Source organism: Tenacibaculum sp. Mcav3-52 (assembly GCF_022347665.1).
GTDB classification, from domain to species: Bacteria; Bacteroidota; Bacteroidia; order Flavobacteriales; family Flavobacteriaceae; genus Polaribacter; species Polaribacter mesophilus.
This window is the reverse complement of sequence record NZ_JAKRGE010000001.1, coordinates 88,143-100,788: the sequence shown is the minus strand read 5'-3', so window position 1 is coordinate 100,788 and position 12,646 is coordinate 88,143. Positions and strand designations below refer to the sequence as shown.

The window sequence follows — 12,646 nt, the reverse complement described above, 5'->3', positions numbered from 1 at the left end:
TAGATTAATAGAAATACTATAGTTTTTTTTTAATGTACCAACATTTTTTTGTTACTTGCCACTCTGTAAAATTAAAAGCGTAATAAGTACAAGTGAAGAATTACTTATTTTGTAAAAAAATAAGATATTCATAGTAAAATTTGTATTTTTAACCCGTTAACTATTTAAAATTAATTATAACAAAATGAAAAAAGTAGTAAATATCCTAACTGTTACAGGATTTATGTTTTTAGGAGCTATTCAATCAACTTATGCTCAAGAAGCTGAGAAAACTTTTCACCAAGAGTTAAAGCAACGTTTTATTGAAGGAGACCCTAAGTTTATGGGAATTGTATTGGTAGCCTTAATTTTAGGTTTAGCTATTGCAATTGAAAGAATTATTTATTTAAATATGGCTACAACAAATACTAAAAAATTAGTAGCAAGCGTTGACGAAGCATTAAGTTCAGGAGGTGTAGAAGCTGCTAAAGAAGTATGTAGAAATACAAAGGGTCCTGTTGCCTCTATCTTTTACCAAGGTTTAGAAAGAGCTGATGAAGGGTTAGAAGCTGCTGAAAAAGCTGTAGTAGGATACGGTGGAGTACAAATGGGATTATTAGAGAAAAATGTTTCTTGGTTATCTTTATTTATCGCATTAGCACCGATGTTAGGGTTTATGGGGACTGTAATTGGTATGATTGATGCTTTTGATAGAATTGCTGTAGCAAACGATATCTCTCCAGCGGTAGTAGCAGGTGGTATTAAGATTGCATTATTAACAACAGTATTTGGTCTTATCGTAGCGATTATTTTACAAATTTTCTATAACTACATTATTTCGAAAATTGATAGTATCGTTAACAACATGGAAGATGCATCTATCTCTTTAATCGATTTATTAGCTAAGTATAAAAAATAATCAATCAATATGAATAGTAAAATATTAACATTACTAGTAGCTGCAATTTCACTTATCGGTGCTGCATTATTTTTAAATGTAGCAAGAATAGATAAAGAAGATTTAGAGGCAGTATCAAGTGCTGTTTCTCCTTTAGTAACTTATTCTTATTGGTTATTGATTGCAGTAGTAGTAACAGCAGTTGCAGCTTCAATGTGGGGGATGTTTAAAAATCCTGCAGCATTAAAAAAGGTATTATTAGGTGTTTTAGCATTAGCAGTTCTTTTTGCAGTGTCTTATTTCTTATCTTCAGATGCACAAGTGATTGGAGCAGATGGAGCAGAATTAGCAGCACAAGGAAGTACATCTAAATGGGTAGGAACAGGGATTACATACAGTATTATCTTAGGGGCAATAGCTGGTGCATTCTTTGTTTGGGATTTATTAAAAGGAATAGTTAAATCATAAGTTAATATGGCAAGAAGAGAAAACCCAGAAATTAATGCAGGTTCGATGGCAGATATTGCCTTCTTGCTACTTATCTTTTTCCTTGTAACAACTACTATGGATGTTGATTCAGGTATCCCTAAAAAGTTAGCTGAAAAGACTGATGTAAAGCCACCAATTATTAAAGAAAAAAATATTTTTCAAGTAAGCATTAACCGAAACAATCAACTTTTAGTTGAAGATCAGGCAATGGAGTTGAAAGACTTAAAAGATGCTGCTATTAAATTTATTGATAATGGTGGGGGTATTGGTAACCCAATGCCAGGAATGGAAGCAGGAACTACTTGTAATTACTGTAAAGGTGATAAAGACCCTGAGTCGTCAGATCATCCAACAAAAGCAGTAATCTCTGTTGAGAGTGATAGAGGTACTGAGTATGGTACGTATGTGGCTGTGCAAAATGAGTTGTTAAGAGCTTATACAGAGTTACGTAACAGGTTATGCCAAGAAAAATATGGTATGAGCTTTACAGAGTTAGAACAAGCTTTTAAAGACAGTGCAAGAAAAGATGAGTCATTAAGAAAGAAGGTTGAAGATATTAAGGCGAGTTATCCTCAAATTATTTCTGATACAGACCCAACAAATGTTCAATAATAGTAAAACAATAGAATATGTCTAAATTTAAAAAGAAGAAAAAAGGATTGCCAGCATTATCCACGGCGTCTTTACCAGATATTGTTTTCATGTTATTATTCTTCTTCATGGTAACTACTACCATGAGAGAAACAGATTTACAAATAGATTCACCTCGTTTACCAAGTGCCAGTGAGGTAAAGAAGCTTGAGCGTAAAAGTTTGGTGAGTACAATTTATGTTGGTAAAGCTAAAGACCCAAAGTATGGAACAGGGTACAATAGAATACAGTTAAATGATAAAATAGCGACTCCAGATGAAGTTCCTTCTTTTATCTATCTTGAAAGAGATAATGTTTCTGAAGCAGAAGTACCTTTTATGACAACTTCTATAAAAGCAGATAGAGAATCGAGTGTAGGTACATTAGCTGACATTCGTGAGAAATTAAGAGATGTTAACGCTCTTAAATTAAGTTTATCTACTCACAAGGGAGATGTTATTAAGAAGTAATTACTTTTAAATAAAACAAAAAGAGCAATCTATTGATTGCTCTTTTTTTATACAAAAAAAGTATCTTTATCGTTAGTTAATTATCTATGAAGTATATAGTAAGTTTTTTCGTGTTTTTTCTGTCATTAACTACTTTTTGTCAGAAAGATTCTTTACAGTTAGGAGATAAGTATTGGGAAGATCAGTTATACATTGATATAACATATAACTTATTACAAGATCAACCAGATGGAATCGGGAAGACAGGTTTCTCTTATGGTCTAGGTGTCGGTTACATGAAGGATATACCCTTTAATATAAATGGTAGAACAGCAATGGCTATAGGTTTAGGGTATAATTATGACTCATTCAGTCATGGGTTAAAAGTGCTAGAAGGAAATGTAAAAGAGTATGAAACTGACCCTGACATTTCATCCAACAAAATAAAACTTCACAATTTAGAAATGCCTATTCAGTTTAGATGGCGATCTTCAGATGCAAATACGTATTCATTTTGGCGTTTTTATGCGGGTTTTAAAGTTTCTTATAACATAAGTAATAGCTTTCGATACGATTCACCAACAGGAAGAGTTAGTTTTTCAAATGTTGAAAAATACAATAAATGGCAAGCAGGATTAACTTTGTCTGCAGGTTATGGTACATTTAATTTCCATGTATATTACGGATTGTCACCTATGTTTAAAAATGTAACTCTGAATGGAAAATCAATAGATAGTAAAATAGTTAAATTAGGCCTAAGCTTTTATTTACTATAATACACAATAGGCAATAAAAGGACTTAATAAGCCAATAAAAAAACCTAAGTATACTTCTCTTACCTTATGAGCTTTTAAATGTAATCTTGAGCTTGCAAGAAGGCCAGCTAAAAAAATAAATGATATAATTATAGGGAGTACATAAACAGCTTGTATTTGTTGAAACAATAAGAAATATCCAACTGCAACTCCCATAGACAACAAATGGAGGCTTCCTTTAATTTTAAAAGGAAATAGCAAGTAAATAAAGCCTAAACCAAATACAGTTCCGTAAAAGAGGTAGCTAACGTCTTTTAAAATACTCATACTAGCAAACATTTTTCCTAGAATTAAAAATAAAGTCATCATAAAGAAAATTGGAAATTTTCGTTCGTTTATACTATATACGCGAAAAGATTTTATGTGACCAATAGACTTTAAGAAAACTAGCAGAAGCATAGGTATAATGTATGTAGCTACAAATACTATTGCCAATATAGTATATTGTTGTTGTTTATTTAAGCTTATTGGAGAAAGTAGGAAATACAATATAACTCCTATAGTAGGCATTACAATAGGGTGAAGAATGGTTGATATGAATTTATGCCATCGCATTAAATTTCTTTGCGTAACCTCGCGACAGGAATGTCTAATTGTTCACGATATTTAGCAACTGTTCTTCTAGCAATAGGATATCCTTTTTCTTTTAAAATTTTAGATAATTTCTCATCGGTAAGGGGCTTTCGTTTGTCTTCCTCTGTAATTACAGTTTCTAAAATTTTCTTAATTTCTCTAGTTGAAACATCTTCTCCTTGGTCGTTCTTCATTGATTCAGAAAAGAATTCCTTAATCAATTTTGTACCGTAAGGTGTAGAAACATACTTACTACTAGCAACACGAGAAACAGTTGAGACGTCCATGCCAATTTCATCAGCAATATCTTTTAAAATCATAGGTTTTAACTTACGCTCATCACCTGTTAAAAAATATGCTGACTGACGATGCATAATCGCATTCATTGTTACTAAAAGGGTCTGCTGACGTTGTTTTATAGCATCAATAAACCACTTTGCAGCATCTAATTTTTGCTTTATAAAGAGTACAGCATCTTTTTGAGATTTAGTTTTCTCTTTAGCGTCCTGATACCCTTTTAACATATTGTTATATTCTCTAGAAACATGTAATTCTGGAGCGTTACGAGAGTTCAAAGTTAAATCTAAGTTCCCATCAATAATTTTAATTGAAAAATCGGGAACTATTTGCTCTGCTATTTTATTATTTCCAGCGTAAGAACTTCCAGGTTTTGGGTTTAGTTTGCTTATTTCGCTAATAATCTCCTTTAATTGTTCTTCAGAAATATTGAATTTTTCTAAAAGCTTCTTGTAGTGCTTTTTAACAAAATGATCAAAAGCTTCTTCTAAAATTCTTATCGCTAATGCTCTGCTTTCATTTTCAGATTTAGCTTTTAATTGAATGATTAAACATTCTTTTAAATTTAAAGCACCTACACCAGTAGGGTCTAATTTTTGAACAACATTTACCAAAACATTATGTACTTTTTCCTCAGTAGTAAAAACATTTTGGGTAAAAGCTAAGTCGTCAACTAGATCTATAATATCTCTACGTATATAACCGCTATCATCAATACTACCCACTAAAAATTCGGCAATGGCCCTTTCTTCTTCATCAATTCTAAATGTATTTAATTGATTTTTTAAAGATTGATGAAAGCTAGTACCTGCTGCATAAGGAATTTGCTTGTCTTCATCATCTGAAGAATAGTTGTTAGTTTGCGTTTTATAACTAGGGTATTCATCATCACTTAAATACTCATCAATGTTTATATCTTCAGCATCTATTTTTTCATTACCTGAATCGTCATAATCAACATCATTGGCTAAACTATCCTCAAAATTTTCAGGTTCATCTTTACCAGTATCTAATGCGGGATTTTCTTCAATTTCTTGTTTCAAACGCTCTTCAAAAGCTTGCGTAGGCAATTGAATTAACTTCATCAACTGTATTTGTTGTGGAGATAATTTTTGAAGTAATTTTTGATGTAAACTTTGTTTTAGCATATATACAAAGATATGAAATAGGACAAAAAAAATCGCCATTCGTAAAGGAATGACGATTGATATTTATAAGTTTTATGATTTTTTTAAAACTCAGCGTTTTGTGGTGTTCTTGGAAAAGGAATAACGTCACGAATATTGCTCATTCCAGTTGCAAATAAAACTAAACGTTCAAAACCTAAACCAAATCCAGAGTGTACAGCTGTACCAAATTTACGAGTGTCTAAGTACCACCATAATTCTTCTTCAGGAATATTTAGTTCAGCCATTTTTTCTTTTAAAACGTCTAAGCGTTCTTCTCTTTCAGAACCCCCTACCATTTCTCCAATTCCAGGGAATAAAACATCCATAGCACGTACCGTTTTACCATCTTCATTTAAACGCATGTAAAATGCTTTTATATTTGCTGGATAATCGAATAAAATCACAGGACATTTAAAGTGCTTTTCAACTAAATAACGCTCATGTTCTGATTGTAAATCAACACCCCACTCGTTAACAGGAAATTGAAATTTTTTCTTCTTGTTAGGCTTAGAATTTCTTAAAATATCTATTGCTTCTGTATAGCTTACACGCTTAAAGTTATTATCTACAACAAATTTTAATTTTTCAATTAAGCCCATTTCACTACGTTGTGCTTGAGGTTTCGTTTTTTCCTCTTGTGCTAAGCGATTATCTAAGAAAGCCAAATCATCTTTACAGTTGTCTAATACATATTGTAATACATATTTAATAAAGTCTTCAGAAAGGTCCATGTTAGCATCTAAATCGTTAAAAGCTACCTCTGGTTCAATCATCCAAAATTCTGCTAAATGACGTGTAGTATTAGAGTTCTCAGCTCTAAAAGTAGGCCCGAAAGTATATATTTTACCTAATGCCATCGCATAGGTTTCACCTTCTAATTGACCAGAAACTGTTAGGTTAGTTTCTTTTCCAAAGAAATCTTTAGAATAATCAATTTCACCTTCTTCGTTTACAGGAGCTTTGTTTGCTTCAAACTGAGTTACTTTAAACATTTCTCCAGCGCCTTCAGCATCAGAACCTGTAATAATTGGAGTATTTACATAGTAAAACCCGTTTTGTTGGAAGTACTGATGCACTGCAAATGATAATGCAGAACGTAAACGCATTACAGCACTAAAAGTGTTAGTTCTTACGCGTAAATGAGCATTTTCACGTAAAAACTCTAAACTGTGTTTTTTGGGCTGAATTGGATATTCATCAGGATTTGAATCTCCTAAGATTTCCAAATTGTTTACCTGAATTTCTACTGTTTGTCCTTTACCTTGACTTTCAACCAAAGTACCTTGAATGCTTACAGCTGCTCCAGTATTTATTCTTTTTAATAAAGTTTCGTCGGTATTTTCAAAATCTACAACACACTGAATATTATTAATAGTAGAACCATCATTTAAAGCAATAAAACGATTGCTTCTAAAAGTTCTTACCCACCCTTTTACGTGTACTTCTTGTAAAAATTTGTCAGATTGTAATAAATCTTTAACGCTACTTCTTTTCATGTCTTTATATCTTCAATAAAATCAAGCAAAGATACTTTTTTGCTGTTAATTAGCAACAAAGAGACCCAAGAATAAAGAGTTAACTTTTATAAGTTAGCTTTAATAAAAAAACAACCATATTTATTTAAAATGGTTGTTTTTGAATATTTACTTGTCTTCTTTTGGAGGTAGTATTTTAAATTTAGTTTCTTTTAAAACTTTCTTATTAGCTATTCTTTTCTCAAAAGAAAGTAGAAGAGAAGGTAATAATAGTAAGTTTGAAACCATAGCTAATAATAATGTAATTGAAACTAGACCTCCTAATGCAATAGTACCTCCAAAACTTGAAACAGTAAATACTAAAAAACCGAAGAAAAGGACTATTGAAGTATAGAACATACTTACTCCAGTTTCTCTTAATGCTGAATAAACAGCAGGTTTTATTTTCCAGTTATTGGCCAGCAACTCTTGTCTATATTTAGCTAAGAAGTGAATAGTATCATCTACTGAAATACCGAAAGCAATACTAAAAACTAAAATTGTTGAAGGTTTAATAGGTATATCAAAGAATCCCATCAATCCACCAGTAATTAATAAAGGAAGCATGTTAGGAATTAATGATATTAATATCATTTGAGGTGAACGGAACATCCACGCCATAAAAATAGATATTAATATAATAGCTAATGATAGTGAAATAACTAAGTTTTTAATTAAATAGTTGGTTCCTTTTAAAAATACTAATGCTTTCCCTGTTAATGAAACATCAAATTTTTCATCAGGAAATTGCTTATTGATTACAGCTTGTAGTCGTTCTTGGATAATATCCATTTTATCAGTACCAATATCTTTCATAAAAGTGGTAATACGTGCATAACGACCAGTACTATCCACAAAATTTTTTAGCATTCCAGAGTTACTATCTGAGTTTTTAGTGTACGAAAAAATGTAGCTTTTTTCTTGACTTGTTGGAAGTTGATAGTATTTAGGATTTCCGTTATAGTAGGCTTGCTTAGAGTATTTTACAAGATTGGTTATAGATATAGGCTTGGATAATTCAGGGAAAGTTTCAATAGTTTCATTGAGTTTTTCCATCTTTTTTAAAGTAGAAAGCTTCATAACACCTTTTTCTTTCTTGGTGTCAATTAAAATTTCAAGAGGCATAATTCCCCCAAACTCATATTCAAAAAACTTAATATCTTTATAAAACTGTTTTCCTTTAGGCATATCTTCAATCAAACTACCTGATACACGAATCATGTAAAGGCCAATCATACTTAAAATTATTATGGAAACAGTAGTGATATAAATGGCAATTCGTTGTTTTTTTACCATACGTTCCATCCAAGAAACAACATTTCCCATCCATTTTTTTTCTAAATGGTTCAAATGTTTCTGCTCTGGAAGAGGCATAAAACTATATATAATTGGAATGATTAATAATGCTAGAATAAAAATACTGATGATGTTTACAGAGGCTAAAACACCAAACTCTCGCATTAGTCTACTTTTAACAAATATAAAAGTGGCAAAACCAGAAGCGGTAGTAATATTGGTCATTAATGTAGCATTTCCAACTTTTGAAATTACACGTTGTAAAGATTTAGCCTGATTTCCGTGTTTTTTTACTTCTTGTTGATATTTATTAATTAGAAAAACTGCATTGGGTACACCAATTACAATAATTAATGGTGGAATTAGAGCAGATAATACTGTAATCTCATAGCGGAATAATCCCATAAACCCAAAAGCCCATGTTACTCCAATGCTAACTACAAGTAGTGTAATAAAAGTGGCTCTAAATGAACGAAAAAAGAAGAAAAAGATAATGGCTGTTATTAATAATGCACCAATTACAAAAATTCCCATTTCGTCAGTTATATTCTGAGAGTTTAAGGTTCTAATGTAGGGCATACCAGAAACACGAACATCAATATTATGATCTTTTTCAAAAGAGTTTATAGTTGGAATTAGAATGTCGAACACAAAATCTCTACGAATAGGGGTGTTTACAATATCTTTGTTTAAATAAATTGCTGTTTGTAAAGTACCTTTGTCGTTATATAATAGGTTGTTATAAAAAGGTAGCTTCTCAAAAAGTTGTTTTTTTATATTTTTTATTTCTTCATCAGTCGAAGGAGCTTGTTCAAAAAGTGGTTCAACAACAAATTTTCTTCGTTTTCTATCTGCTTTTAACTGCTGAACATCAGCAATAGAAACAGTAAAATCCACTTGTGTTAAACTATCTAAATCTTTAACAAGTTTATTCCAAGCATTGAATTTTTGAGGAGTAAATATTGTAGAATCTTTTACTCCTAATATAATGAGGTTGCCTTCTTCTCCAAAAATTTCTAAAAACTTATTGTATTCTATATTAACCTCATGGTCTGTAGGAAGTAAATTGGCTTCTGTATAGGAGAAGCGCATATATTTCATTTGAGTGACTAAAAGCCCTGTAATTATAGCAATAGTAATTAAAACTAAGTAACGATTTCGCAATAAGAAGCCTGCGATTTTAGTCCAAAAAGTCATCCAAAAAAAATTTCAGCAAAGTTATGCTAAATGAATTAATTAAACGAAAAAAAGAGCATCATATGATGCTCTTTTTTAACTATTTCTTAAAAGAAATTATACAGTCATAATTTCTTTTTCTTTAACAGTATACTTTTCGTCGATTATTTTTACGTAATCGTCAGTTAATTTCTGAACATCAGCTTCAGCATTTTTCTTCATATCGTCAGAAATATCAACTTTTTTAATTTCATTGTTTGCGTCTTTACGAGCATTACGAACACCTACTTTAGCGTGTTCAGCCTCTGCTTTTGCTTGTTTAGCTAATCCTTTACGACGCTCTTCTGTTAATGGTGGAACATTAATTATAATATTTTCTCCATTATTCATTGGGTTAAAACCGATGTTAGCAAGCATTATTGCTTTTTCGATTTCTTGTAACATGTTTTTTTCCCATGGTTGAACTGATATGGTTCTAGCATCAGGAGTGTTTACGTTTGCCACTTGTGATAATGGTGTCTGAGAACCGTAGTAATCTACCATAATCGTACTTAACATAGCAGGAGTAGCTCTACCTGCTCTAATACCTGCTAATTCTTTTTCTAAGTGGCTAATAGCTTTATCCATTGCCTCTTTAGTCGAATCTAAAATAAAATCAATCTCTTCGTTCATTTTGTTCGTATTTAAAACCTCAAATAGGTTGAGGGTAATTTTTCGGTTTATTCGTTGTCAACTATTGTTCCAATATTTTCTCCAGAAACAAGTTTTAGAAGATTTCCTTGTGTGTTCATGTCAAAAACAATAATTGGTAATTTGTTTTCTTCGCTCAAGGTAAAGGCTGTCATATCCATTACTTTTAAGCCTTTTTCAATAACATCTTTAAATGTAATGTTTTCATACTTAACAGCATCTTTATCTTTTTCTGGATCTGCTGTATAAATACCATCAACACGTGTACCTTTTAAAATGGCGTCTGCATTTATTTCAATAGCCCTTAAAACAGCTGCAGTGTCGGTTGTAAAATACGGATTTCCTGTTCCTCCACCAAAAATTACTACGCGTCCTTTCTCTAAGTGACGATTAGCTCGACGTTTAATATATGGTTCTGCAATTTCTTTAATTTCAATAGCAGTTTGTAAACGAGTGTGAATTCCTTGGTCTTCTAAGGCACTTTGTAAAGCTAAGCCATTAATACAAGTAGCTAACATTCCCATATGGTCACCTTGTACACGGTCCATACCTTGGCTAGCACCAGCAACTCCTCTAAAAATATTTCCTCCACCTATAACAATGGCTACTTCTACACCTTTATCTATAACTTGTTTTATTTCTTGGGCATACTCTTTAAGTCTGTTTGGGTCAATTCCATATTGACGTTCACCCATTAGTGCCTCACCACTTAATTTTAAAAGAATTCTTTTGTATTGCATTTGTTTTGTTGAAAGTTGTGCAAAGCTACATATTTTTTTTATTCTAATTTTAACACATAAAAAAAAACCATCCAAAAATGGATGGTTTCATATAAAATTGTTGTTGAGAATTATCCTAAAGTAACCCTTACGAAGTTTTTAACTTCAACATTACCGTAAGAAGAAACATATTCTGCAACAGTTTTCTTTTCGTCTTTAATAAACTTTTGATCTAATAAACATTGTTCTTGATCTAAAGTTGTATTGTCAGAGATAAATCTTTCCATTTTACCTGGTAAGATTTTGTCCCAGATTTGTTCTGGTTTACCTTCAGCTTTTAATTGCTCTTTAGCTTCTTCTTCAGCTTTCGCTAAAGCTTCATCAGTTAATTGTAAACGAGAAACAAATTGAGGAACGTTCTTTAAAGTTTTACCTAAACGTACTAATTCTTCGTTGTCTTTTTTAATCGCAGCAATTCTAGCTTCAGTTTCAGAAGCTACATAAGCAGGATCAAAATCTTTGTAAGATAAAGAAGTTGCTCCCATTGAAGCAGCTTGCATAGCTAAGTCTTTAGTTAACTCAGCAGCATTATCTACAGCAGCAGTTAAACCTACCATTGCAGCAATTTTACCAACGTGAGTGTAAGCTCCTACGTATGGTGCTTCAATTCTTTCGAAAGCAGTGATATCGATTTTTTCACCGATAACTCCTGTTTGCTCGATTAATTTTTCAGCAACAGTTACACCACCAAAATCAGCAGCTAAGAACTCTTCTTTTGTTTTGTGGTTAAAAGCGATGTCAACAAATTCTTGCGCTAATGCTTTGAATGAATCGTTTTTAGCTACGAAATCTGTTTCACATGCTAATACGATAGCAACACCATATGTGTTGTCATCGCTAATTTTAGTGATTGCCACACCTTCAGTAGACTCACGATCTGCTCTTTTAGCAGCAATCTTTTGTCCTTTTTTACGTAAAATTTCAATAGCTTTATCAAAATCACCTTCAGCTTCTACTAATGCTTTTTTACAATCCATCATACCAGCTCCGGTAGTTTCTCTTAATTTCTTTACGTCTGCAGCGCTAATTTTTACTGACATTTCTATCGTTATTTTTTAGTTGTAAATATATTGTTGTACAAAGTTGTAAAAATTTAAAGGTTCCAATGTAATGAAACCTTTAAATTAAAAAATTATTTTGCTTCTTCTTTTGCTGGAGCGTCAGCTGTTTTTTCAGCTTTAGCTTTTTCCTTATCAGCTTTTCTTTCTGTTAAGCCTTCAGCAATTGCATCAGTTACATACGATAATACTTTATCGATAGATTTAGAAGCATCATCATTTGCAGGGATTACAAAATCGATTGGTCTTGGGTCCGAGTTTGTATCAACCATTGCAAAGATTGGAATGTTTAATTTTTGTGCTTCAGCAACAGCAATGTGTTCTTTCTTTACATCAATTACAAATAAAGCTCCTGGTAAACGAGTCATATCAGAAATTGAACCTAAGTTCTTTTCTAATTTTTCACGTTGACGAGTAATTTGTAATTTTTCTCTTTTAGATAATGCATCAAAAGAACCATCAGTCTTCATTCTATCAATAGAAGTCATTTTCTTAACGGCTTTACGGATAGTAACGAAGTTTGTTAACATACCACCTGGCCAACGCTCAGTAATGTAAGGCATGTTTACAGCTTTAGCTTTTTCTGCAACGATATCTTTAGCTTGCTTTTTAGTAGCAACGAATAAGATTTTACGTCCTGAGTTAGCTATTTTTTGTAACGCAGCAGAAGCCTCGTCAATTTTAGCTGAAGTTTTGTACAAATCGATGATGTGAACACCATTACGCTCTGTATAAATGTATGGAGCCATGTTAGGGTTCCACTTTCTAGTTAAGTGTCCAAAGTGAACACCACTTTCTAATAATTCTTGAATGTTTGCCATTTTAATAAATGTG

General features: G+C 31.9%; 13 protein-coding genes. 5 read left to right on the top strand and 8 right to left on the bottom strand.

All coding sequences use genetic code 11. The features are described from left to right. Window positions 1–184: 184 nt before the first annotated feature. From MHM83_RS00470 to MHM83_RS00450, 5 genes are all read left to right on the top strand, one after another. Window positions 185–898 (top strand): MotA/TolQ/ExbB proton channel family protein, encoded by a 714-nt coding sequence (locus MHM83_RS00470; RefSeq protein WP_047789987.1) that lies wholly within the window; start codon window positions 185–187, stop codon window positions 896–898. 9 nt (window positions 899–907) lie between these two features. Further along, entirely contained in the window at window positions 908–1,345 is a 438-nt protein-coding gene (locus MHM83_RS00465; protein ID WP_047789988.1) for a hypothetical protein, read from the top strand. A 6-nt stretch (window positions 1,346–1,351) separates the two neighbouring features. Next, the gene (locus tag MHM83_RS00460) at window positions 1,352–1,978 is read left to right on the top strand and encodes an ExbD/TolR family protein (RefSeq protein WP_047789989.1); all 627 of its coding nucleotides are present in this window, start codon (window positions 1,352–1,354) and stop codon (window positions 1,976–1,978) included. Window positions 1,979–1,995: 17 nt separating this feature from the next. Then, the gene (locus MHM83_RS00455; protein ID WP_047789990.1) at window positions 1,996–2,466 is read left to right on the top strand and encodes an ExbD/TolR family protein; all 471 of its coding nucleotides are present in this window, start codon (window positions 1,996–1,998) and stop codon (window positions 2,464–2,466) included. Window positions 2,467–2,552: 86 nt separating this feature from the next. Further along, on the top strand, window positions 2,553–3,221 hold the full coding sequence (locus MHM83_RS00450) for a porin family protein (protein WP_239178109.1): 669 nt from the start codon (window positions 2,553–2,555) through the stop codon (window positions 3,219–3,221). Here the strand turns inward: MHM83_RS00450 and MHM83_RS00445 are convergent. The 8 genes from MHM83_RS00445 to rpsB all read right to left on the bottom strand — a co-directional run bounded on the left by MHM83_RS00445 (window position 3,216) and on the right by rpsB (window position 12,633). Then, complete coding sequence (locus MHM83_RS00445; protein WP_047789992.1) at window positions 3,216–3,815, bottom strand: hypothetical protein; 600 nt, start codon at window positions 3,813–3,815, stop codon at window positions 3,216–3,218. The genes MHM83_RS00450 and MHM83_RS00445 overlap by 6 nt on opposite strands. After that, window positions 3,815–5,278, bottom strand: coding sequence for an RNA polymerase factor sigma-54 (gene rpoN / locus MHM83_RS00440; RefSeq protein ID WP_047789993.1), 1,464 nt, complete (start codon window positions 5,276–5,278; stop codon window positions 3,815–3,817). Before rpoN ends, MHM83_RS00445 begins: the two co-directional genes overlap by 1 nt. Before the next feature lie 83 nt (window positions 5,279–5,361). Next, the gene (gene asnS, locus MHM83_RS00435; protein WP_159509355.1) at window positions 5,362–6,795 is read right to left on the bottom strand and encodes an asparagine--tRNA ligase; all 1,434 of its coding nucleotides are present in this window, start codon (window positions 6,793–6,795) and stop codon (window positions 5,362–5,364) included. A gap of 147 nt (window positions 6,796–6,942) precedes the next feature. Further along, complete coding sequence (locus MHM83_RS00430) at window positions 6,943–9,306, bottom strand: efflux RND transporter permease subunit (RefSeq protein WP_239178108.1); 2,364 nt, start codon at window positions 9,304–9,306, stop codon at window positions 6,943–6,945. Window positions 9,307–9,402: 96 nt separating this feature from the next. Beyond that, window positions 9,403–9,957 carry a ribosome recycling factor gene (frr, locus tag MHM83_RS00425; protein ID WP_047789996.1) on the bottom strand — a complete coding sequence of 185 codons (555 nt, stop codon included), beginning with the start codon at window positions 9,955–9,957 and terminating at the stop codon, window positions 9,403–9,405. A 47-nt stretch (window positions 9,958–10,004) separates the two neighbouring features. Next, on the bottom strand, window positions 10,005–10,715 hold the full coding sequence (gene pyrH, locus MHM83_RS00420; RefSeq protein ID WP_047789997.1) for a UMP kinase: 711 nt from the start codon (window positions 10,713–10,715) through the stop codon (window positions 10,005–10,007). Between the two features lie 110 nt (window positions 10,716–10,825). Further along, window positions 10,826–11,794 (bottom strand): translation elongation factor Ts, encoded by a 969-nt coding sequence (gene tsf / locus MHM83_RS00415; RefSeq protein WP_239178107.1) that lies wholly within the window; start codon window positions 11,792–11,794, stop codon window positions 10,826–10,828. Window positions 11,795–11,886: 92 nt separating this feature from the next. Further along, window positions 11,887–12,633, bottom strand: a complete 747-nt coding sequence (rpsB, locus tag MHM83_RS00410; RefSeq protein WP_125065928.1) for a 30S ribosomal protein S2 — start codon at window positions 12,631–12,633, stop codon at window positions 11,887–11,889. Between the last annotated feature and the right edge of the window lie 13 nt (window positions 12,634–12,646).